The following is a 22,593-nucleotide window of genomic DNA, read 5'->3' on the forward strand; positions in this document are numbered from 1 at the left end:
CGCAGCCCGCCACGCTCGTCGACAGTGAGGATCTTGGAGCCGGGCTTGCCCCGGTCAACCGGGGCTGGTTCCGCGCTCCGCGCCGTGCTTGGCTACGTCACTGTTCGGGGCGGCGACACCACCCCGAACGGTGACAGCAGATCCGCATCGGTCACGGGCGGCCGAAGCGGAAACCGACACCGCGCACCGTCACGATCCAGTCCTGGCTGCCGAGCTTGCTCCGCAGGCTGCTCACGTGGGTGTCCACCGTGCGCCGCGACCAGGAGTTACCCCACACCTGCTGCATGATCCGCTGTCGGGGCATCACTTTGTCCGGGTTCGCGGCGAGCAGGCAGAGGAGGTCGAACTCCTTCCGCGTGACGCCGAGGTCACGGCCGGCGAGGCTGACCTTGCGCAGCGGGACGTCGATCTGCAGCGGGCCGTGCGAGATCACCGGCGCGGTGCGCGGCCGCCCCAGCGCCCGGCGCATCACCGCGTCCATCCGGGCCATCAGCTCGGGAAATGCGTACGGTTTGGCGACGTAGTCGTCCGCGCCGGCTTGCAGGGCCAGGACCCGGTCGAGCACCGTGCCACCGGACGTCACGGCGATTACCGGAACATCGCAGCTGCCCCGGATGGCCCGGCATACCTCCAGACCGTCGAGGTCGGGCAGCTCCATCTCCAACAGGATGAGGTCGAACCTCTCGCAGATCCGCAGCGCCACGCCGCCGGTCTGGGTGCCCTCCACCTGATGCCCGTGCCGCCGCAGCCGGTTCGCGAGCTCCTTCATCTCACGGCTGTCGCTCTCCACCAGCAGGACACTCCACGATGCCGCCGCCCTCCCCGGCAGCAGCATCGTCGCTGCAGGCGAATCGCCGCGCTCCATTGTGGCGGTCACATCCTGGTCCATTGCATCCCCCGACATTTAGAACCGATGTAGTAATGCCCACACTGTCGGCAAAAGTACAAACATTCGCACGACAGTGTCAAAAGATTTCTGCGTTACGTAATCCTATGAGACTCCAGTGGGGACAGTGCATTCCTCAGAGCCTTCCGGGTAGCTGCTTGGGTGCTTTGAGTCACGACTTGGGTGTTTTAAGTTACGGCGAGACTGCATCGACGCAAATGCTCAATAACATAGGTCATCCCAGCCATGAGTGGGCTGTGATATCGATATCGCGATGATCTGGCTCATGGCTATCCGCCTGCGGGCAGGGCTGTTGCGTAGTCGGTTGAAGGGCTGTTGAACTGGGGTTTGTACGGGATTCGGCAAGCTCCGAAGGTCCAGCTAGGACGGACGCGATCCGTTGGTGATCATGAGTTCGCGAAACCATGACCCAGAACGGGACCGCACCCGCTGATGTCATCATCACTAGATCACTTCACTGCGTTCGAGTGGCCCTCAGCCGTTCGAGTGGCCCTCAGCGTCCGAAGGCTCCGGATGCTGTCACCCTTTGGCGCCACCTAGTCGCAGTGCGGTGCGGCACTCCCTCATGGATCATCAGTCATCAAATGGCTGCGTGCGAGCATGGCACCGCCCACGAAGCTCGTCAACTACTACCGTGAACAGAACAGCTCCGATCGCTGCTCAGCAACAGAGCACACGAGACTACGAATGCCGGATTTGATGTAGTTAGACGGTATTTTTTCCGCCGTCGGTCCGCCCAATGTGGATCTATTGGCGCTGGACACTGTGGACTTGTTCACAGTAGTTGACGCGCCAGGCCGCGGTCCGGTTTGCTGACCTTCTTATGGACGAACAGATTCCCGGGCGTGATCCCGAGGCCGATCCGGCACCGGCACGGACGCTCGCCGACAAGCTCAACGGCCTGATCATCGAGCATTGGAGGGGGCAGAAGCCGCCCGGCAACGCCGTGATCGCGCAACGCATCCGCGCGGAGACGGGACTGTCCATCTCCACCGGATATCTATGGATGCTGAGAACTGGCGTACGCGACAACCCGACGGGGAGCCATCTTCAGGCTCTGGCCAAGTTCTTCGGCCGCTCACCCGCGTACTTCATCGAAGCGGACGCTTCGGAGCCCGACGGCCAGCTCGCCGCAGCGCTGCGGTCAAGCGATGTCGTCCGGATCGCCCTACGCTCCGATGGGCTCTCCGAGCAGAGCAAGAAAGTTATCCTCAGCATGATCGAGCATGCCCGGATGATCGAGAAACTCGACGCTGAGCCGCCAGACTGAAGCGATGGCCGGCGATCACGACGCTCGCGACGATCTGGAGCTGGGCAGGCGTGCGGCAATCTCATCGATCCCGCGCCGGCCGGACGAGCTGAGACTCGGGGGGAGTCCAGGAGGGGGCAGAAATGCTGGACCGGACGCTTCGCCGGTACTGTGACTCGATCGTAGGAGACATCAAGCTGCCGCGGCCGTTCTCCGCCAAGGCCCTGTGCGAATCGCTGGCCGCACAGTCCGCCCGGCGCATCTATCTTCACCCCTACCAAGCAGTCGGGGTCGGCGACGAAGCCCCTTGCGGCGCCTGGATCGCCACGTCGCAAGCGGACCACATCTTCTTCGAACACAGAACGAGCAAGTACCACCAGGAACAGATCATTCTCCATGAGATCGGCCATATGCTGTGCGGTCACCGTCTGCAGGACGTCGACGAACACGTGCTCAGCAGCAGCGATCTGACCTGTCCCGATGTGATTGCTGGCGCGCTCATGCGCACCAGCTACACGAATCAGCAGGAGAAGGAGGCAGAGCTCGTGGCAACCATGCTGCTGGAGCGATCGCGGTCGTGGGACGGTGACGGCGCCGAGGCCAGGGAACGCTATCTCGGTGAAGCACTGGGTTTTTTTTGAGTGGCAGCCTAGGCAGAGTGACTCGCGTCAGGCGCGCCGCTCGGAATTGACTGACGTTCAAGCAACAGTACGGGCGCACACTCGACCTCGATCTGCCGGACATCGACTCGCTCTGCCTGTGCCGAACGATCCGGACGGCGGGGGACACCACCGTGATCGGCCTCGCCGCCGGCGGCGAGGCCGGGCGGGTCCGTGGCCTGCAGGCCGGTGCCGACGACTGCATCAACAAGCCGTACGGCGCCCGTGAGCTCGTCGCGAGGATGGGAGCGGCCGGCTGCCTGCGGTCCTCGGTCGAGGCTGCGTGCGGATCGAGCCCTCGATCCGTCAGGTGCAGGTTTCCGAATCGCCCGTCACGTTGACGCCCAGGGGTTCGATCTCTTGCACCTGCTCGCGACGGAGCCCGAGCGGTGTTCACCCGAGAGCAGCTGATGACCCGGTCTGGCAGGATCGCAGCGCCGCCGCGCGGCGGAAGTGCGAGCCGTACCCTCGACATTCACGTCGGAACCCTGCGCAGCAAAATCGGGCCGACCGCTCAGATCGTCACCGTACGCGGCGTGGGCTACAGCTTCGATGTCGCCGGGACGAGCGCGCGCCGACCCTGCGCCCGGCAGCGCCAGTGCCGGGTCACAGCTCATCAGCCGGCCGCTGCGCGACGAGCAGTGGCTCGCCCCCGGGTGAAGCACCATGCCAGGACCGCCGCTGCGCCGTACGCCAGGGCGGTGACGGCGAAGCCCACCGAGGCCGCACGGTACCAGTCAGCGGCACTGGCCAGCACCGTTCCCGCGACCGCGACTCCGAGCAGCGCCCCGACCTGCCGGTTGGCGTTCAGTAGCGCGCCGGCCGTATTGGCGTGGCTGCCCGCCGCCTCCATGAGGGTGGCGGTCAAGGCGGGAACGGTCACACCGACGCAGAAGTTGGCGACGCCGACGACCCCGGCGAGGATCACGTAGGGCGTCGACTCGGAGATGGTCACCATCGTCGCCACGCACACCGCGGCCAGCGGAAGTGCGATCAGAACCGGTCGCCGGCTGCCGACCCTCCGCGCGAGACGCGCGAACGTGAGGTTGCCGACGACGAACACCGCCATCATGGGAAGCAGCCAGACGCCCGCCGTCATCGACGTCAGCCCCCAGGCCCGCTGCATAAACACACCCAGCATGAAGATCGAGCCGAACAGCGCGAGGTTCAGCAGCAGCCCAATGGCGGCGGCCGAGACGAACACCGAGTTGCGCACCAGGGAACGCGGCATGAGCGGATCCGCGGCAGATCGTTCCACCAGGATGAGCGCGCCCGCCGCGACGACCGCCACCGCGCCGAGAGCCACCATTTGCGGCGAGCCCCACCCGAGGTGCGGCCCCTCGATGAGCGCGATCGACAGCGCGGCCACCAGGCCTGCGGCTGCGAAGTTGCTCGCTAGGTTCAAGGGCCGAGGACGCCTCGGTGAGGGGCTGATCCGTCGAAGGGTGAGAACGGCGCCGACGATCCCGAACGGAATGTTGATGAGGAAGATGCTGCGCCAGCCGAGCGTGCCCACCAGGACACCGCCGATCGCCGGTCCCAGCCCCGAGGCGGTCGACACGATGGCGGTCCACAGCCCGAGCACGGTCGCCCGGCGCCGTGGCTCCGGAAACTCCCCCACCAGCAGGCTCAACGAGCTCGGCATGAACAACGCGGCTCCGGCACCCTGCACGATACGAGACAGAATCATGAAGGTTCCGGCGCCGGCCAGCCCGCACATCGTCGACCCGGCGATGAAGACGGCGAGCCCAGCCAGGTACGTGCGCCTCGCTCCGAACCGGTCGGCCAGCGAGCCGGACAGCAGCAGCAGGGACGCGAACGACAGAATGTAGCCGTCCATCAGCCAGGTCAGGCCCGCCACGCCCATGCCGATGTCGTCGGCGATGTCGACGGCCGCGACGGTGACGATCGTGGCGTCGAGGGTGGCCATCACGAATCCGATCGCCAGGGCCAAGATCTTGACGCCGTCCCCCGGGCGGCCCACGGTGTGTTCCGAACCTGGTGTCGCGGCCCGGTCGGCGACGGACATCAACCCCTCCTGTCGTACGGTATCCCGGTGCTCCATGCGTTTCCGCCTCGGCACTGCGTGCCTCAGTACAGCCGGGCGAGATCGGAGGCGTCGAACGCGACGAGCTCATCGTGGCGCCCTGCTGCGATCTTGTTGACCCATGCCGGGTCGGAGATGAGTGCACGACCCACGCAGACGAGGTCGAACTCGCCGCGGCTCAGGAACTCCTCCACCCGGGCGAGCCCGTCCACCGCGGCTCCCTCGCCGGCCAGCAGCGTCGCGGTGAAGTCGCTGTTCTGCAAGCCGACGGAGCCCACGCCGATCGTCGGCAACCCGGTGATGCTCCGAACCCAGCCGGCGAGCGTCAACGGCGATCCCTCGAATGCGGACTCCCAGAACCGGCGCGTCGAGCAGTGGAAGACGTCCACTCCCGCATCCGCCAGGAGGGAGACGATCTCCTCCAGTTCGGCCGGCGAGGTCGCCAGCCGGGCGTCGAAATCGGTGATCTTCCACTGCGAGAGCCGGAAGATGATGGGGAAGTCGGGTGACACCGCCGACCTGCACGCCCGGACCACATCGGCGGCGAAGCGGGTTCGTCGGGCGATGTCACCGCCGTACTCGTCCGTGCGCCGGTTGGTCCGGGACCAGAGGAACTGGTCGATCAAATACCCGTGCGCCCCGTGCAGCTCGATGCCGTCGAAACCGAGCCGCTCGGCCTCGCCTGCGGCAGTGCCGAACGCAGCGATGATCTCGTCGATCTGCGACCTGCTCAAGGGCTCGGCGCGTACGGCGCCGTGCAGATCGACTCCGGAGGGTCCGGCGGGGCTCACTAGCGGGTCCGGTGGGTCACCTACCTTGCGGTCCATGCCGACGTGCCAGAGCTGGGGCACGATCGCGGCGCCCTCGGCGTGCACGGCCGCGGCCAGCTCGGACCAGCGGCCCAGACTGGCGTCGCCGTGGAAGACAGGAACGCCGATCCGGTTGCGGGCGCTCTCGTGTGCGACGGTCGTGCCCTCGGTGATGATCAGTCCGACGCCACCGGCGGCCCGGCGTACGTAATAGTCGATCATGTCGGAGGTCGGCACGCCGTCGTGTGATGCCTCGCGAGTCATGGGAGCCATGACGACCCGGTTACGCAACCGGAGGCGACCCACGTCGAAGGTCGTGAGCAGGGCGTTCTGCACCGTTGCGGTGGTCATACTCGTCCTTTCGGTGCAACGGCTGCCGCCGTCACATGCTGACGGGTCATCTCGTCCGAGGTGTCCAGACGGTCGATCTCGGCGCGGGCGAGATCAATGGCCTGCCCGACGGGCATCACCGTCGCGAGACCGAAGGTCCGTACGATCGCCTCGAGCCGGTCGGGCAGCGATCCCCCGACGATGTGCACCGCAATGCCCGCCTGCCGCAGCGTGTCCAGCAGCAGATGATCGGACTTCACCCGGAACTCCTCGGAGACGGGCCGGTGCCCGTCGGCAGCCAGCGGAAACTCGATCGGCAGGTGGACGAAGGCGTCGTAGGTCTGTAACGCGTGCCGGCGCATCACGGCACCCATGGCATCGATGACCTGTTCGAAGAATGTGCGCTCCGCCGCGGATTGAAAGCCGTCGCCGTCCTGCCGGGTGCCGGGGTGCAGGCCGACCGCCACCCGGGTCTTGCCGTACACCCACTCGTGCAGCGACGATCCGTCGGAGATGAAGCCGTCGGGCAGATGGCTCTCGTGGACCGCACGCTCGGCGTACCGCACCATGCCGAGCTGCAGCAGTTCCGGGATGCTGCAGTCCTCCAGCCGCCGGCCGGGTAGGAGCACAGGCAGGATCTCCCGCATCGTCTTGGCGTGCGTCCGGGGGATCCCGGTCAGCCGCGACAGAGCGATCGATGTCGTCGTCTTACCGGACGAATAGGTCCCGGAGATCGCCAGCTTCACGCGTTCGCCGCCGGGGGCAGCCGGTGACCGAGCGCGTGCGTGACCGTGGTGTCCGCGAATATCCCCTTCATCGTGGACACCCGCCACCTTCCGCCGGCGAAGTCCAGGATTGAACTACGTGTCACCTGCGAGTCGCAGAACACCGGTCCGGACAGGGCCGGGCCGGGCCCGCTGCGCGCCATGTCGACCGATCGCATCCACAGTGTGTCGGTCTCGTCGCGGCGTAGCCCATCCAGGGAGTACATCAGGACTTGAGCGACCTGGGCGTACACGATGGTGGCGTCGACCAGCGTAATAGCCGGCTGGTACGCGGCGCCCAGCTCACCGGCGCCCGCACCGGTCTCCGCCCCGTTCCGGACGTCGACGGTTGCCACGAGGGAGCGCTGTTCGGGCAGCACAATGATGTCCCCGATCTCGTGCGTACGGAAACGATATCCACCCCCGTGATAGGGCGCGGTGACAGGGGACAATGGTTCGGCTCGTTCAGGCGAGCGACCCACTTCGTGCTCCACGTGGCAGCGGACCTTGATGCCGCCGACCACGCACACGAACTCGGTGGACACCCATCCCCTCGCGCCGGGACGGCTCTCGCCCAATCCGATCCGCAGCGGCACGCTGTGCACGTCGGTGTGCGGCTGGGAGCCGGGCCGCATCGTGTACCGGCGCAGCCAGGCACGGGACACCTGGTCGGAAGTCAGACCGAGACCCGACTGCAGGTAGGTCTCCACCAACCGCTGGCTCAGGACGAGAGCGTCGATGGTGCTGAGGTGGATCGGGCTGGCGAGCCCACGGTTCTTCGAAGACCAGTCGTCGGGATAGGTCACCTCGGCATGGCCGCCGGCCGGCAGGTCCGGCCCGGGAAGCCACGCAAGATCGGCGATCCGCTGGGACACCCGCTTGTAGCCGGAGCCGAAGTATCGCTCGGCGGCAGGCCCGAGGTAGTCGTCCACGTGTCCAACGCGCGGGGCGGGACCGGATTCGACGAGGTCGTCGTTCGGGATTCTCGACACGAGCATCGCTTGTTCCTCAGATCGAAAGCGGCCGGACCGGAAGCGGGTCCGCGGTGCTTCCCGCCGCTCGACATGTGGAGCCCGGCGGACACGACCGTCCGCCACAGCGGGCAGTGATCACAGAGAATACGAGTTGAGGCCCGCGGCGAACAGCGAGCCCAATCCGACTTGGGTAATCCTTGACACTTTCTTGACGTTACGGGGCATCCACATTGCCCGGTCAGGGGCCCATTCGGTCCACCGCGTAATCGCGATATGGAATACATCACATGAGACGCCGAAGTGGGATCGCGCCCACCCGCGTCGCGCGATCCGATTAGACCGGTCGACGAATCGGCGCCATGGGGTGCGGTGCTCTTGGCTTTGTTTTTCCTTCGGCGGTGTGTCGGGCCACGTACGTCCGGGTGGGTTCGTGGTAATGAGGATGGACGGTGGCGGCTCGATAGACGCGGCGTTGGCGTGGCGGTGGTCTCCTGGGTTCCCCGGTCGATGGTTCGAGGGTTGATCGAGGGCCAGCCGAGTGCGTGGACCGCGGTGGTCTGATCAAACGCGGCGGCGCGTGTTTGGCGGTCAGCCAGCGCCGCAGCTGCTGATCACTGGACCGCTCTTGACGCCTTACGATGGAAGCTCGGCTGGGCGTCAGCACAGGCGGCCGGTCAGCCGCATGCGTGCGGCCTCGATCTCTACGTCCGTCAGGCCGCCAGCGCGGAGGTGCGCCACCGGGTCGAGGGAGGCTACGGCACCGGCCACCGCCGCTGCGGCGGTGATGCCGGCCCGCCGCAACGGCGCCTCCAGCTCATTCCGCCGGTCGGGCTCCCCTGCGGCCGCGTACAGGCCCGCCAGGCGCTCTTCGCTGAGCGCGTAGTCGTGTGCGATGTCGGCGCTGGAAACCCCGGCCAAAGCCAGCAGCAGCAGGCTGACCAGTCCGGTCCGGTCGCGCCCTGCCACACAGTGCACCACGATGCCTCCGGGCGCGGCCCGGGCCACCGCGCGCACAACCCGGGCCGTGAGCTGTGGAAAGCGCTCCAGAAACCGCCGGTAGTACAGCGGCGTGCCCTGTCCGCCGATGCTCCACGGTTTCATCGGGGTGCTCGGTGCGAGCGGCAGCGACAGCGTCTCCAGGCCCCGTGGCCGAGGGGCCGCGTCGGGTTGATGCTCGTCGGCGTTACGCATGTCCACCACCGTCCGGACCCCGTGGTCCCAGAGCGCCGACCAGCCCCGCGCGGTGAGCCGGTGCAGCGAGTCCGAGCGGATCACCGCTCCGACCGCGGTGCGTCTCCCCTCGGCAGTGGGAAGGCCGCCTAGGTCCCGAGAGTTGAAGCAGCCCTCCAGATCAAGGTGTCGGTTCACAGCACAACCCGGACACGGTACTTCGCCAGCCAGGTGTTCCACTGCAGCACGGTCTCCAGGGCCGCCCTGCTGAGCCCCTCCGGCAACGCGGACGCGCCGCTGCGACGTACCTCCCGCGCCAGTACCGGGTTAAGGTACGGCAGCACCGGCGTGTCGCCCTCGCACACCGCCTCCGCCAGCAGCTTGCGCAGGCCCTCGTCATAGCCGGTGTCCACCACCGAGGGGTAGGGGGTCTTCGGCCGCTCGGACACCGCTGGCGGAAGTAGCCCGCGTCCGGCCGCCCGTAGCAGGCTCTTCTCTCGGCCGTCGAAGGACTTCATCGCCCAGGGAACATTGAAGGTGTACTCGACTAGTGCGTGGGCGGCGAACGGGACGCGCACCTCAAGGCCGTGTGCCATGCTCAGCCGGTCCTTGCGATCGAACAGCACCTGCGCGTGCCGGGTCAGGGCCAGGTAGGTCACTTGCCGGAAGCGTGCCTCAACCGGATCGAGCACGGAGCCGGTGTCGATCTCGGCTACTGCCGTGGCGTGGCTGTCGCGCTCGTACGCCGCCAGGTCGAGCCTGGCCAGCAGTTCGGGGGAGAGCAGCAGTTCCAGGCCGCGGTGCCGGTGGCGCCCCGAATGCACCCAGGGGAACGTGCCTGAGTGGACCGCCTCCGGGTTGCGTTGCCAACGGTAGCCGCCGAACACCTCGTCTCCGCACTCGCCCGAGAGCGCCACCGTGGAGTGTTGCCCGACGGCCTCGAAGAGTCGGAGCAGCGAGGCGTGCTCGTCGCCCTTGGCCAGCGGCAGGTCGTAAGCGGACAGGACGCCCTCCCGCAACGCCGGATTGAGCAGGTCGACGGTGTCTACCGTCACCTCGGTGTGGTGGGAGCCGGCGTGCTTCGCCAGCAGGCAGGCGTACACATGGTCGTCGTTGGATGATGGCTCGTTGCGCACGGCGAACGAGCGCACCGGATCCCCTCCGTCCGCGACCGCCGCGCGAGTGGCAAACGCTGTGAGGGTGCTCGAGTCCAGACCGCCGGAAAGCAGCGTGCACAGCGGTACATCCGCCCGCAACTGGGCGGCGATCACGTCCTTCAGGAGCCCTCGGACCCGCCCCACGGTGGTCGGCAGGTCATCCGGGTGCTCGTGCACCTCCAGTTTCCAGTACCGTTGGAGCGCAGCGCCATCGCGGCTCACCCTGAGTAGGTAACCCGGCGGTACCTCGTGTACGTCGCGGAAGACGGCGTGGCCGGGGTTCTTGGCCACCGACAGGATGTCACGCAGGCCATCGGCGTCCACTTCGCGCGCCACGGCTGGGTGCGCTAGTAGCGCCTTGGGTTCCGAGCCGAACACCACACCGGTCGGGGTCAGTAGGTAGTACAGCGGCTTGACGCCCAGGCGGTCCCGTACCAGCAGCAGCTCCTCCCGCGGGACGTCCCACAGCGCGAAGGCGAAGATGCCGTCGAGTCGGGCCACCGCGTCCGCGCCCCAGACGAGGCAGCTTCGCAGGACCACCTCGGTGTCCCCGGCAGTGCTGAACATCTGCCCCAACGACTGGAGTTCGCTGCGGAGGCTGCGGTAGTTGTAGACCTCCCCGCTATAGCTGATCACAGCCGACCGGCTATTGCCCGTGGCGCCCATCGGCTGCCGACTGCCGGCCAGGTCGATCACCGAGAGCCTACGGTGGCCGAGCGCCGCGTGCGGCGAAAGCCACATCCCTTCGTCGTCGGGGCCGCGCCGCTCCAAGGTCCGTACCATGGCCCGCAGCGTGTCCGCTTCGCGGGTCAGGTCGCTCGTGAAGTCGACCCAGCCGGCGATTCCGCACATCATGTCCTCCGGATTTCGGTCGTACGGGTGACCCTCTCGGCGGTCACAGTGCCTCGACCCCCGCGCGGGGGCGGATCTTGCCGCGGGTGTCCAACAGCAGCCGCGCGGCTCCGCCGATCGCCTCCAGGTCATAGGCCTCGTGGTCCTGGAGCAGGATCACCAGGTCAGCACCGGCCGCACCGGCCTCCGGCTCGGTCCGTGGCACATCGGTGGCGTCCACCGTCCACCGTTGCACGTATGGGTCATGGAAGAGGACCTGCGCTCCCAGCTTCCGCAGACCGGCAGCGACGCTGCGCGCCGGCGATTCACGTTGGTCGGCAATATCGGCCTTGTAGGTGACGCCGAGCAGCAACACCCGTGCGCCCTCCATCGGCCTTCCCGCGCGGTTGAGCAGGTACAGGGCGCGCTCGACCACGTAACGAGGCATGCGCGCATTGATCTCCTGCGCCAGTTCGACGAAGCGGAACGGGTAGCCCAATGTGCGGACCTTGTACGACAGGTAGTTGGGGTCGATGGGTATGCAGTGGCCCCCGACGCCGGGACCGGGGAAGAACGGCTGGAAGCCGAAAGGTTTGGTGCCCGCGCAGGCGATGGCGTCCCACAGGTCGATGCCGAGTTCATGGCAGAACACCGCCATCTCGTTCACGAGCGCGATATTGACGTGCCGGTAGGTGTTCTCCAGCAGCTTTGCCATCTCGGCCTCGCGGGTGCCCTTCGCCTGCACCACACGCTCCACGAACTTGCCGTAGAACGCGGCCGCGGCGCTGGCGCACGCGGGGGTGAGGCCGCCGACCACCTTGGGGGTGTTACGGATGCCATAGATCGGATTTCCGGGATCGACCCGCTCGGGGGAGAAGGCGAGCCGGAAGTCCCTGCCCGCGACCAGCCCGGACCGCTCCAACAACGGCAGCACCACCTCCTCGGTGGTGCCCGGGTAGCTGGTGGACTCTAGGACCACCAGCGTCCCGGGACGTAGGTGCCTGGCGACCGCCGCAGCGGCCGAGCGTACCGTCCCCAGATCTGGTCCACCATCGCTGGTCAGTGGAGTGGGCACGCAGATCACCACCGTCCCAGCGCCGCCGATCATCCGCTCGTCGTCGGTGACCGTGAACCCCGCCGCGACCATCTGTGCCACATGGGCGTCATCGACGTCGTCGATGTGGGAACGCCCGGCCCGCAGCCCTCCGATGACCCGTGGATCGAGGTCGAAGCCGGTCACGGCCAGGCCGGCCCGGCTCGCCTCCAAGGCGAGTGGCAGTCCCACATACCCCAGTCCCACGACGACGACTTCCCGCTGCGCGGTGCTGTCGCCTGGACCGGGTGAATCGGTGGTGGTCATCGTCAGCCTCCGTAGTCGGGTGCGGTGTTCGCGGTTCCGTCAACGGCTCGCGTACGAGGGGCCAACAGGCGGGCGCCGACGGCGAGGGCGAACAGCAAGGCGAAGATCGAGGTGAAGGCGGCGGCGCCGCCGGCGGCGGCGTAGAGCGTCCCGGCCAGGGCCATAGTCAGGACCTGGCCCAGCGACTGCGAGACCTGCAGGGCGCCGCTGTACCGGCCCTGCTCCTGCGGACGGCAGTATGCGAAGACCAGCACGGTGAGGCTGGGAGCCACCAGGCCCATACCGGCGCCCGCCGCCACCAGAGCCACGGCCGCCGTCAGCGGTGGAGTCCCGGCCGCCACGCCCAGGGCTGCCACCGCGGTCGCGATGGCGGTTGTCGCTATCCCGACCGCGACCAGCTGCTGCCGTGGCACGGCCGACCAGACATGGCCCTGGAGCCAGGAGGCCGCTGCCCAGCCGAGCGTCGCGCCGGTGAAGGCGACGCCCGCCAGCGAGACGGGGACGTGCCGGTAATTGATCAACAAAAGCGGGACAAAGGACTCCAGAGTGAAGTACACCCCGGAACAGACACCGCTGAGCAGCACGACGGCCGGCAGGCCAGCCGCAGCCCGCAGCGTCCCCCGTGGCAGCAGCCGGGGCGCGGTCGGCACCAGCAGGGCGATCCCGACGACGGCCATCGCCACCTGCACCGGGTGCCGACCAGAGCCGGCGTACTGCAACATGCCGGCGCCGACGGCTAGTGCGACGGCGATGCGAACCCGCTTCCACCCCTCGTGCGCGGATTCCCCTGAGCCGGCATCGATTTCCGCCTCGGCCATCCGGCGCCGTGCCAGGAGGAGGACGGCACCCGCAACCGCCGCGGTGATTGACGCCAGGCCGAGGAAGACCCAACGCCACGACGTGGCGGCGCAAACCAGGCCGGCGATCGGCGGACCGGCCATGGAGGGCACGATCCAGCACACGCTCATCAGCGACAGCGCCCGGGGCCGCAGCTCGGCCGGATACGTGCGGGCAACGACGACGTTCACGGAGACCACCACCAGGCTCCCCGCCAGACCGTCCAGGAAGCGTCCGGCGATCAGCTGCCAGACCGACTGCGCCCCGCCGCAGACCAACAGCGCGATCACGGACAGCACCAAGCCCGCGGTGAGCGGGGAACGCGGACCGAAGCGGTCGGCCAGGCGGCCTGCCAACACGCTGCCGAACAGGCCTGCCGTCACGAACCCGCCGAAGGCCAGCGGGTAGAGCCTCAGGCCGTGCAGTGCCTGCACAGCCACCGGCATGGTGGTGACCAGCGCCAGCGCGGCGAAGCCCGTCAGAAAGGTCACCCCACCGAACGCCAGGCTGCTGCCCCGGTAACGAGGGGAGAACAGCCCGGTGCGGGCCGCCGCGGCGGTCAGCGGGCTCATTCGATGGACGTCATGATCGTGGTGGTCAGCGACTCCATGGTGGCGACGATTTCGCGGTCGGTTTCGGCGGCTACCTGTTCCAGGAACTCCTGCAACTCCTCGGGGCTGTCCACGACCAGGTCTTCCAGTGCGGTACCGATGGGCACAGGGCCTCCTCAGACGGTGATGGTGGCGGCTGGACCGCCGAAGTGTTCCCGCATGCGGGCAAGGAGCAGCAGCGCATCGTCGCGCTTGGTGTCCGGGGCGGATTCGGCGAAGTAGCGAGCGACCCGCTCGTACTCGGCCGCGTCGAGTTCAGGTCGCAGCAGCATCAGTACGGTTCGGGTGTTGCGCTGCGGGAAGTACAAGCCCTTGGCGATCTTCAGGAAGCGGTCCCCGGCGGCCCGGGAGAACGCCTGCGCTGCCAGTCCCGCCGCGATCGCGAACCGGAAGTTGACCATCGGCTCGGACAGCGCGGACAGCGCCCTGCCGTCGTAGACCACGGCGACCTCGTCGTCCGCGTCGATGTGGCCGCTTGCGTACTCCTCGAAGACCTTGCCGACTCCCACCATGCCGAACGGTTCGCACTCGGCCGCCCGCAACGCGCCCATGCTGGACGACCCGAATACCGCTACCCCAGCGTCGATGGCGGCCAGCACCTCCTTTGGGGAGATGCACATGCTTTGCAGGAATTTCCCGTCCACGATGCCGATGGCGTCCGGGCGTTCCGGACGGGCCAGCAACTGCGCAATGTCCCCGCGTTCGATCGGGGGCAGGAACTCTGCGTCCAGCACGGCGGCGGCTGAGGACCGGTCGATGCTGGGACCGATGAAGACGACGGCATTCACTCCGGAGCCCCCTGCCCGTGTTGGTTCCGTTGCGCTGTCAGTTCCCGGCTGTGCGCGCGCAGGTCCGCCAGTGCGTGGTTCCAGGCCGCCGCGCCCCGGGCGCCAATCCGGCCGTGATCCACCGCCCAGGACTCCAGCTGGGGGACTATCACCCGGACCACGGTTACCGGTATCTCAGGCGGTGACAGGTCCACGACCAGGGCGCGACGGATGCCGCGCTCCCGCAGGCGGTCGAGCATCAGCCGCAGGTCGTCCATGACGTCGGCGGTCCGCCAGGTGGGGATGTCCGCGAAGTCCACGACCTTGCGCACCGGGCGCCAGGCCCAAGCGCCCTTGTCGATGGTTGAGGAACGCTGGACGTGTTTCTGGTACTTGCTGACCTGCTCGTCGGGCAGGCGGATGTCCTCGCGCATCGCTTGGATGTCCACGACCCGGCTTTGCGCGCACTCAGTGATCGCTCGGATGACGGCGACCTCGGCGTCCGGATGGGTGCCGAAGCCCCCGTGTCCCTTCGAGGTGGTCGGGCTGATCTCCTCGTCGGTGGCCACGAGGAAGCTGGGAATACCTAGATCGGAGGTGATGTGCACGATTCGCAGTTGCAGGCCGGCGGCGCGGAACTGCTGCACCAGCGCCAGCGCCTTCGGTGGCAGGCTTTCCGGGTTCACGTGCGGGTGGATCTCCTTGAGCAGGTCAGTGACCTGCTCCGGCTGGCGCTCGGCCCGGACGCCCTTCTCCAGGATCTGGCACAGCAGGTTACTCACCAGCTCGGCTGTGGTCATGGAGTCGCGTTCCACCAGCTCGGTGAGCGCGTGGCAGATCGCCTCCTCCGGATTGTTCCCCGAGGCCAGGCCGTTGGTGGTGGAGATCTCGTAGGTCGGCGGCTCGTGCGAGGCGAGCGAGTAGGCCACGCATCCCTGCGGGACCAGCACCGTCTCGCCGCTGAGCAGGTCGTGGGCTTCCACCCAGGAGATCGGGGTGTCCTCGCGATAGTGCCGGGACAGTGCGACCAGGTTCTCTCGCGGGTCGAGCACAGTGCGCCCGGCCTTTACCAGTTCCTCGTAGGAGGCGATGGCGGCGGGACGGATCGGCAGGCCGGCCGAGAAGCGTTCGACGGCCTCCATGACCGCCGAGGTTCTGGCGTCCTCGGGGCTGAGGCCCTTGCCGTTGTAGACGGAGATGATGTCGTTGGAGCGTGGGGCGATGGCGTTGTAGACCGGTATGCCGATCCGGTCCAGCCAGGTAATCTCGGCCACCCGGGTTACGCCCATGCGTCTCAGGTGCGGCCGGACACGCTCGTAGGTCTGCGCGGAGGTGCACTCGCGGTGCGTCCCTCCGCCGTTCACCTTGGGTACGGAGTCTCGGAGCTTCACTGCTGTCCTCTCCTGCCGGGCGCGGTGGGTGAAGGGTGTAGGGCCCGTGCCTCGGCCCGCAGGCCGGACCACAGCTCGGACCAGGCGTTCCGCTCCCGGTCGGGTTCCGCGAGGTGCCGTAAGGCGCCGCAGCGTTCCTTGAGTACGTCGTGGAAGCCGTCCCGGTTCTGTTCCACGGCGTAAAGCGCTGCGGCGAGTGCCTCGGCGTCGCCGACCGGGAAGTACCCCGGATAGTCGTCGCCGAGGAGGCCGGTCGAGCCAGGGATGCGCGTGGAGATGACCGGCACACCGAGAGCGAGCGCCTCAGTGACCACGTTCGCGCCGCCCTCATGCTGCGAGGCGAGCACCAGCAGGCGGCTCCGCGCCAACACTCCCAGCGCCTCGGTGCGCGGCAGCGCGCCTAGCCAGTGGTAGCGCGGGTTCTCTGCAGCCTCGGCGGCCACCGCGCGCTCTGATTCCTCGTCACGGGCGCCGCCTGCATGGGTCAGCACGATCCGTGAGTCCGCGGGAAGTAGCCGCACCGCCTGGGCAGGCAGCAGCGGGTCCTTCACCGGGCGGACATGCGCGAGGAAAGCCACTTCGAAGCAGTCCATTCGCGACGGACGGGCCTCGACAGTCGATAGCGATTGGGTGATCACGCGGGCCCGTGGGCGAAGCCGAGGGGGGAGCTGCCGTACCCCGTGGCTCTGCAGGGCGACGAACCGGTCGGCCATGTCGAGCACGGCCGGATCCACGCCACTGGTGGCGAAGTCGGGGTAGAGGTCCGTGCCGGTGAGTCCGATGACGACGGGTGCGCCAGGGCGTTGCGCGGCGAAGCGGCGGATGACGTCGGCGCTGCGGCCGGCATGCAGGGCCACCAGTGCGTCGTACTCACCGTCGGTGTGGCCCAGACAGACGCGCACCTCGTGGCCGAGGTCGCGGAAGATGCCGGCCCATCGGCGGGCGGTGACGCTGTTGCCGTAGTCGCTGGCCGGTGGTTCCGGCGTGGCCAAGAGGATTTTCATCAACAACACTCCGTGTCGTAGGCCAGCCACTGGGCCTGCGCGCGTAGCCCCGCTGCCAGCGGTGCGGTCGGCTTCCAGTCGAGGACGGTTCCGGTCAGATCGGTGTCCAGGATCGGGCGCCTACTACCGGGCGCTGCGTCCGTCCCTAGGCGATGTACGGTGCGTGCGGTGCGACGGGTTACCGCCACCACCTGGGCGGCCCAGGCCGCCTCGTCGTGAACGGCGGAGGCCACGTGCACAAGGCGTGGACCCGCCGCGTCGACAGTGAGCGCGGCGTGCACGGCCGAGGCAAGGTCCCTGATGTCGACTAGTTGGTGGCGCCGGTCCGCTTCCAGTGGCAGCTCCCGGCGGGTCCAGGCGCGGAGGATCCAGTCGGCCGTCACTGTTGCGGTGGGCACGTGCGCACCCACCGGCTCGGCATAACGAAGCACGGTGGCGGACCGCGCCATGGTTCTGGCCGGTACCACCGTGTCCTGCTCTTCGCCGGGGCCGGCCCACCTCCGCACTGACTCCTCCTCCTGCCAGCGGTCGAGCCCTGCCGCTCCGGGTGGGGGCTCCGGCCGGAAGCGCTCGGGCACGACGGTGTCTCCGCCGCATGCCGTCGCGGTCGCCTCGACGGCGTACACGAGCCGCCGGACGCCGGCCGTCCGGGCCGCATCGAGCACGTGACGCACCGTCATCTCTGGCGCTCCCTGGCCCGCGGGTTCGCCGTGGGCCAGGTGGACGAGGCGGGTGCACCCGGCGATGTCCGATGCCGTGACCGGACCGGGCACGTGCCGCACCGTGTTACCGAGATCGGCCAGTAGCCCGCCAAGGGCACGGGCGAATTGCCCGTCGGCACCGGTGACGGCCGTGACATCCCGCTGACCGGCCATCGCGGACACCCGCGGTCGCGGTCCGCGGGCCGCGGCACGTCCGGCCGCCAGGGCGGTTCGTGCCAGCTCGTGGAGGGGAGCCACGAGCGCCTCCACCTGTGCGGGGGACAACTCGTCGCATACTCCGCCCGGTCCCAGCGTACGCAGCGCGGCGTCGGCTGCCGGGGCACTGGTGGCGTGGCGGCCCTGCGCCGTTCCCAGAACAAAGGCGGCCACCCAGGTGTTCCACGCGGCTTCGCGGGGAAGCCCCGTGCCAGCAACCACCGACTCAAAGTCCCGGCGTACCGTCCGTGCCGACCAACCACTGCGCAGCAGGTGGCGTTCGGCCTCCAGGTACTCCCAGCCGTTCCCGGTGCGCACCGCCACCTGGGCGCTGCCGTGCTTGATGAAGGGCACCACCGACAACGCGGCGCAGCCTGACCGGATCCGGTCCGGATCGGGGGCCACTCCGGTGAACAGTGCGGAACGGCGCAGGCCGTGTCCGGAGTTTCCGGCGATACTCGGCAGTCCGGCATGCTCGACGGTGTTCGGCACGGAGATTCGCAGGCGCGTTCCCGACGCCTTCAGGTAACGGTGCATCAGGACGTCGTAGGGCCAGCCGGCGTCGTCGCCCGCGGCGGAGGCGCCGTAGCCCGCGGCCATCCGGGCGGGCAGCATGAGCGCGACGCATGGCGCGTACTCATCGAGCGCCGCGGCCCAGGCGGCCCCCGCCAGAGCCGCGGCGCGCACGGCGGCTCCGTTGCGCGAGTTCCAGTTGGCGTAGAAAGCGATCGCGTCGTCCAGCGCGGCTTCGGCGGCAACCGCGACGTGTTCGAAGAAGCCCTCGGCCAGCAGGACGTCGTCCTGCAGCACCAGATGATGCGTGGCACCATGATCCACCGCGGCCCAGGCCGCGGCGGCGGTGCGTAGCGCCGTGGGTGGCCCCTCGGGCTCGGGGTCCAGCACGACCCGAAGCCGCCCCTGCGGGTCGAGGCCGGCCAGTCGCTCCGCCTCCACACTGCGAGTGGGATGCGCCATCACGGCACCGCTGAGCCGGAACATGTTCCGCATCGCGATCCCTCCGTCCCGTCCACGGGTCATCGTGGAGCGCCGTCGGGATCCGAGGCTAGGTGCCCGCGCTGGTGCACGACCGCGACCCTTCAACGAATTGACCTTCTGCTTTTGAAGATTTGACAGTCGGCCTGTACGGGCGTGCGGCCCCAGGGCTATTGCATAGTCGGGTTACCTCTGGTCACGGTCGATTTTCCGGTGCTCACGGCGTCGATGAGGTCGTGTGGGCGGTGGTTGGCGCGTCGGGTGGCCTCGGCGGTGGCGGTGGCGGTGGCGCTGTCGATGTGGTGGTATCCGATCGCGGTGTTGCGTGACGGCAGGTCCGCTGCCGGTCCGAGCTTGATGGTTGTTCCGCACCGGGTTTGATGGAGACGGCGCTCGGCCAGTGGCTGATCACCACAACACAGCCGGCGCAGGCACCAGCTCGGCGGGTTCTTGCGTTGGATGGCAAGACCGTCCGCGGCAGCCGTCGCCCCGCCGACCGGGTCCACCTGCTGGCGGCATTGGACCAGCAGACCCGACGTCGTGCCGTAAGCCAGGGTGGACGGCAAGAGCAACGAGTGACCCTGTGCCGAGCAGGCCGCTATGGCAGTGAAAGACTGCGGTCCCGTCGCCCGCGGGCGCCGATGTGTTCTTGGCACTTGAAGCCGTCAACGAGTCTGGCGCGGGGCCCGACCTCGATGAGTCGCACACTGTTGCTTCGAGCACGCCGGTCAGATTTCTCTCCGAGCGTGCCCACGGGCGACCGTCCACCCCCTTCTACCCATGGAGCCCGGTGGCATGGCCCGAAAACTTGAAGAGATCCACGACCCGATCACGAGATCCGGTTGACCCGAGTCGCCGCCATCGACGTCGCGAAGGCATCCGGCAAGGTCTCCTCCCGGTTGCCGCATTCGATTCAGTTTCGTCGCAGGGTGACCCTGGGGGACCTCGCGTCCATGACCACCGGACTTTGCGCTCTGGCCTAGCGTCTGATCACCGATCAGATCGAACGCGCCGTTCTGGAGTCGACTGGTGACTAGTGGCGGCCGTTCTACTACATCCTGATCCTGCAAGCCCTGTCGACCGCAGCCTAATCCGCCGTTGACAAGCCCACGGTGTGACCGTGTGGCTGGTCAACACCAACGACGTCAAGCAGGTCCCGGGCCAGCCGAAGACCGACAAACTCGACGCGATCTGGCTGGCCAGGCTCAACGAGCGCGGGATGCTACGGCCTTCGTTCGTGCCGCCCAAGGCAGTCCGTGACATCCGTGACTACACCCGGCTGCGCCATGATCTCGTCAAGGACCGGACCCGCTACAAGCTGCACTTGGAGAAACTGCTGGAACACGCTCTGTTTAAGTGTTCCACAATGGCCCACCAACTTCCTCGGACTGTCCGGCCGGGCGATGATCGACACCTTGGCCGCGGGTGAACGCCATTCCCGTCGACTGACCGAGCTGGCGCCCGGCAACGATGTCGCCGATCCAGCGAGGGCTGACGGTGCTGTGTCGCAGTGTCTTCCATCGTCCGGTGAGAATGGCGAAGCCGCGTTCGCCTTGCCAGCGCAGGCTGCGGTGCCGCCGGTTGACGCTGCGGTTCGCGACGGCGAGGTGTTTGCCGTCGGCGGGTTGCCTTGTCGGGGTCTTGATGCCGTGGCCTGCGCCGTCGTAGCTGGCGTCGGGCAAGGCGGGCAGATGGAGCTCGGCGGCGGCCCAGTTCAGAGCCGCGGTGACACCGAGTTCCCGAGCGCAGGCCAGGTCATGGAAGTGGCCTGGCATGGCGGCAAAGGTCCAGATCGGAATGCCGTCCGGCGGGTGACTGCATGCATCACGCATTCCTGCTTGCGAAATCATCGATTTACCAGACCGAAACGTGATCGCGACGCACGGGAATCCGTGGACGACCTTCACACCGCCCTCTCACCGGCGTTGGCGCCCTCTGATAGATTCGCCACCCTCGAGCGATCGGCGGTGGGATGCGCGAATGGAAACGGCAGGCATGATCGCGGTAATCGGCTATGGCTCCATCGGCCGCGCGCTGACCGCACATTGGCGCGAGGCGGGACACGACATCGTCGTGGGCAGCCGAGATCCCGATCTCCTCAAGTCGGGCGATGCTCCGGTGGACGTACCGTGTGTGGACTGGCGTTCAGCGGTCGAACGCGCCGAGGTGATCGTCCTGGCCGTTCCGTATCCGGCCATCGCCGACGTCGTCGCCGGCTGGCCGGTCGGTGCCGCGGACCGCATTGTCATCGATCCCACCAATCCGGTCGGACTCTCCGCGGACGGACACATCGTGTCGGGTCTGGACGGTGCCGGCACCGTCGGCTCCCGGCTCGCGTCGGCACTGCCCTCGGCGCGCGTGGTCCGGGCGTTCACGCACGTGATGGACGAGCTGCTCGCGGCTCGCGGCCGGCGGCAGCCCGGTCTGTGGGCGATGGCGGTCGCCGGCGACGATGCGGCGGCCAAGACGGTAGCCAGTGAACTGGTCGTGGCGACCGGCTTCGTGCCGGTCGACATCGGCGGCCTGGCCGACTCGGCTCCGCTCGACCCCGGCGGAGTGCTGTTCCCGCAGATGTTCACTGTGGCCGACATGCGGCGGCGGCTTGCTGAGGGCGCGTGAAAGCCCCGGCCCCATGGCTGGCGACGTGGTAGAGAACCTCTCGTGACGGCCCAACAAACCATCAGGCTTGTCCTGCTCGTGGTCAGCTGGGCTGCCCTGATCGTACGCTCCCGGGCCGTGCTGTCGGCGCGCCAGCGCCCCATGTGGCTGGCTCTGCTCGCGCTGGCTGTCGAGATCGCGCTGCTCCAGCGACCCGTCGCGGCGGTGGTCACGCACAGCAGCGGCGTGCCGAACCTGGATGTCTTCGTCGGCGGCTTCTGCCACGTCGCCATGATCACCATTCTGTGGACCGTGGCGAGTACGAGCCCATCCGGTCCGCCGTCACGGCGGGGGAGCCGCTTCCGGCTGTGGTTCACCACCCTGACCGTGATCGCGATGCTGATCAGTGAGGTGTGCTCCACCCTTCTCGCCGAGCCGACGCGCCAACGGGCGCTGCCGATGGCGGTTGGCCGGAGCATCATCACCGTCGGATGGCTCGCCTATCTGCTGTTCATCGCGGTCGTCTCCGTGGATTGCACCTGGCGGTTGTGGCGTCACCATAGGGCCACGAGCTTCGGTGCCCTCAGGCTCGCGATCGCGCTTCTCTGCGTCGGCACGACCGCGAGCGCCGTCTACGTCGTGGGCCGCATCTTCACCATCATGGACGGTGCGCGGCCAGGCTCTCCCAGCGCTCTGCTGGTCATGTGCGCGTCCTCGACCTACTTTCTCTGTTACGTGTTCGGCTGCGCGATCGTGGTGCTGGCGCCGATCGTCGCCGGCATGCGGGCCTGGTGGCAGCGGTGCCGGCTCTATCGTCTCTGGCGCAGCCTGACCGAGGCGGTGCCTGGCGTCGTCCTGGAGGAAAGCCCGTCGATCTACCGCGACGTGCTGCGGATGCGGCGCAACGCCGTACGACTGCAACGGCGTGTCATCGAGATCCGTGACGCCGCGATAACCCTGCGGGAATGGATCAGCCCCGAGCAGTTCGCCACGGTGACCGCGGAGGTGGCCGGAAGCGGGGCCTCCGGGATGGCGGCGAGCGCCACCGTCACGGCGCGGTGTCTGGCACTCGGTCGCAAGGCGAAGCGAGCCGGCGAGGCGCGCTCCATCGATGTGCCGGACATCGCCACCAGCGGCGGCGAGGACCTCGACAGCGAACTGCGGTGGTTGATGGCGGTGCGGGACGCCTACCGTGATGCCACCAGACGCCTACCGTGA

22 protein-coding genes and 1 pseudogene are annotated in these 22,593 nt (G+C 68.0%); 7 read left to right on the plus strand and 16 right to left on the minus strand.

The genetic code is table 11. The features are described from left to right. Positions 1-151 precede the first annotated feature (151 nt). Positions 152-877: a response regulator transcription factor gene (locus ACIBO8_RS25640; RefSeq protein WP_396117838.1), complete on the minus strand. Its 726-nt coding sequence runs from the start codon at positions 875-877 to the stop codon at positions 152-154. Between the two features lie 853 nt (positions 878-1,730). Here ACIBO8_RS25640 and ACIBO8_RS25645 point away from each other — a divergent pair. From ACIBO8_RS25645 to ACIBO8_RS25660, 4 genes and pseudogenes are all read left to right on the plus strand, one after another. Further along, positions 1,731-2,177: an XRE family transcriptional regulator gene (locus ACIBO8_RS25645; RefSeq protein WP_396117839.1), complete on the plus strand. Its 447-nt coding sequence runs from the start codon at positions 1,731-1,733 to the stop codon at positions 2,175-2,177. A 122-nt stretch (positions 2,178-2,299) separates the two neighbouring features. After that, positions 2,300-2,797 carry a hypothetical protein gene (locus ACIBO8_RS25650; protein WP_396117840.1) on the plus strand — a complete coding sequence of 166 codons (498 nt, stop codon included), beginning with the start codon at positions 2,300-2,302 and terminating at the stop codon, positions 2,795-2,797. Between the two features lie 92 nt (positions 2,798-2,889). After that, positions 2,890-3,156 carry a response regulator transcription factor gene (locus tag ACIBO8_RS25655; protein WP_396118213.1) on the plus strand — a complete coding sequence of 89 codons (267 nt, stop codon included), beginning with the start codon at positions 2,890-2,892 and terminating at the stop codon, positions 3,154-3,156. A gap of 48 nt (positions 3,157-3,204) precedes the next feature. Next, a pseudogene (locus tag ACIBO8_RS25660) lies at positions 3,205-3,354 on the plus strand (DNA-binding response regulator); the annotation flags it as partial. A 77-nt stretch (positions 3,355-3,431) separates the two neighbouring features. Here the strand turns inward: ACIBO8_RS25660 and ACIBO8_RS25665 are convergent. The 14 genes from ACIBO8_RS25665 to ACIBO8_RS25730 all read right to left on the minus strand — a co-directional run bounded on the left by ACIBO8_RS25665 (position 3,432) and on the right by ACIBO8_RS25730 (position 19,349). Beyond that, complete coding sequence (locus ACIBO8_RS25665; protein WP_396117841.1) at positions 3,432-4,844, minus strand: MFS transporter; 1,413 nt, start codon at positions 4,842-4,844, stop codon at positions 3,432-3,434. Positions 4,845-4,906: 62 nt separating this feature from the next. Continuing rightward, positions 4,907-6,022 carry an NADH:flavin oxidoreductase gene (locus tag ACIBO8_RS25670; protein WP_396117842.1) on the minus strand — a complete coding sequence of 372 codons (1,116 nt, stop codon included), beginning with the start codon at positions 6,020-6,022 and terminating at the stop codon, positions 4,907-4,909. Further along, complete coding sequence (locus ACIBO8_RS25675) at positions 6,019-6,834, minus strand: ATP-binding protein (RefSeq protein ID WP_396117843.1); 816 nt, start codon at positions 6,832-6,834, stop codon at positions 6,019-6,021. The genes ACIBO8_RS25670 and ACIBO8_RS25675 overlap by 4 nt, the downstream gene beginning before the upstream one ends. Beyond that, complete coding sequence (locus ACIBO8_RS25680; protein ID WP_396117844.1) at positions 6,744-7,763, minus strand: AvrD family protein; 1,020 nt, start codon at positions 7,761-7,763, stop codon at positions 6,744-6,746. The genes ACIBO8_RS25675 and ACIBO8_RS25680 overlap by 91 nt, the downstream gene beginning before the upstream one ends. Before the next feature lie 633 nt (positions 7,764-8,396). Then, positions 8,397-9,149 carry a tyrosine-protein phosphatase gene (locus tag ACIBO8_RS25685; RefSeq protein ID WP_396117845.1) on the minus strand — a complete coding sequence of 251 codons (753 nt, stop codon included), beginning with the start codon at positions 9,147-9,149 and terminating at the stop codon, positions 8,397-8,399. Beyond that, positions 9,104-10,918 (minus strand): asparagine synthase (glutamine-hydrolyzing), encoded by a 1,815-nt coding sequence (gene asnB / locus ACIBO8_RS25690; RefSeq protein ID WP_396117846.1) that lies wholly within the window; start codon positions 10,916-10,918, stop codon positions 9,104-9,106. The genes ACIBO8_RS25685 and asnB overlap by 46 nt, the downstream gene beginning before the upstream one ends. Before the next feature lie 43 nt (positions 10,919-10,961). Beyond that, positions 10,962-12,257 carry a nucleotide sugar dehydrogenase gene (locus tag ACIBO8_RS25695; protein WP_396117847.1) on the minus strand — a complete coding sequence of 432 codons (1,296 nt, stop codon included), beginning with the start codon at positions 12,255-12,257 and terminating at the stop codon, positions 10,962-10,964. 2 nt (positions 12,258-12,259) lie between these two features. After that, on the minus strand, positions 12,260-13,666 hold the full coding sequence (locus ACIBO8_RS25700) for an MFS transporter (RefSeq protein ID WP_396117848.1): 1,407 nt from the start codon (positions 13,664-13,666) through the stop codon (positions 12,260-12,262). Further along, complete coding sequence (locus ACIBO8_RS25705; protein ID WP_396117849.1) at positions 13,663-13,812, minus strand: hypothetical protein; 150 nt, start codon at positions 13,810-13,812, stop codon at positions 13,663-13,665. The genes ACIBO8_RS25700 and ACIBO8_RS25705 overlap by 4 nt, the downstream gene beginning before the upstream one ends. Positions 13,813-13,821: 9 nt before the next feature. Beyond that, positions 13,822-14,493 (minus strand): TfuA-like protein, encoded by a 672-nt coding sequence (locus tag ACIBO8_RS25710; RefSeq protein WP_396117850.1) that lies wholly within the window; start codon positions 14,491-14,493, stop codon positions 13,822-13,824. Next, on the minus strand, positions 14,490-15,863 hold the full coding sequence (locus ACIBO8_RS25715; RefSeq protein WP_396117851.1) for a YcaO-like family protein: 1,374 nt from the start codon (positions 15,861-15,863) through the stop codon (positions 14,490-14,492). The genes ACIBO8_RS25710 and ACIBO8_RS25715 overlap by 4 nt, the downstream gene beginning before the upstream one ends. Further along, entirely contained in the window at positions 15,860-16,867 is a 1,008-nt protein-coding gene (senB, locus tag ACIBO8_RS25720; protein WP_396118214.1) for a selenoneine biosynthesis selenosugar synthase SenB, read from the minus strand. The genes ACIBO8_RS25715 and senB overlap by 4 nt, the downstream gene beginning before the upstream one ends. Next, entirely contained in the window at positions 16,867-18,792 is a 1,926-nt protein-coding gene (locus ACIBO8_RS25725) for an NAD-dependent epimerase/dehydratase family protein (protein WP_396117852.1), read from the minus strand. Before ACIBO8_RS25725 ends, senB begins: the two co-directional genes overlap by 1 nt. A 155-nt stretch (positions 18,793-18,947) precedes the next feature. Further along, the gene (locus ACIBO8_RS25730) at positions 18,948-19,349 is read right to left on the minus strand and encodes a hypothetical protein (RefSeq protein ID WP_396117853.1); all 402 of its coding nucleotides are present in this window, start codon (positions 19,347-19,349) and stop codon (positions 18,948-18,950) included. Between the two features lie 542 nt (positions 19,350-19,891). On the opposite strand from ACIBO8_RS25730, the gene ACIBO8_RS25735 reads away from it, so the two are divergent. Then, positions 19,892-20,206, plus strand: coding sequence for a transposase (locus ACIBO8_RS25735; RefSeq protein WP_396117854.1), 315 nt, complete (start codon positions 19,892-19,894; stop codon positions 20,204-20,206). Here ACIBO8_RS25735 and ACIBO8_RS25740 read toward each other — a convergent pair. After that, positions 20,130-20,627, minus strand: coding sequence for a transposase family protein (locus ACIBO8_RS25740; protein WP_396117855.1), 498 nt, complete (start codon positions 20,625-20,627; stop codon positions 20,130-20,132). The two genes, ACIBO8_RS25735 and ACIBO8_RS25740, sit on opposite strands and share 77 nt — an antisense overlap. Before the next feature lie 19 nt (positions 20,628-20,646). Here ACIBO8_RS25740 and ACIBO8_RS25745 point away from each other — a divergent pair, with 19 nt between their 5' ends. Then, a complete protein-coding gene (locus tag ACIBO8_RS25745; RefSeq protein WP_396117856.1) occupies positions 20,647-21,396 on the plus strand; it encodes an NADPH-dependent F420 reductase in 750 nt (249 codons plus the stop codon). 42 nt (positions 21,397-21,438) lie between these two features. Further along, entirely contained in the window at positions 21,439-22,593 is a 1,155-nt protein-coding gene (locus ACIBO8_RS25750; protein ID WP_396117857.1) for an MAB_1171c family putative transporter, read from the plus strand.

Source organism: Actinoplanes sp. NPDC049681 (assembly GCF_044465265.1).
In the GTDB taxonomy this organism is placed as follows: Bacteria; Actinomycetota; Actinomycetes; order Mycobacteriales; family Micromonosporaceae; genus Actinoplanes.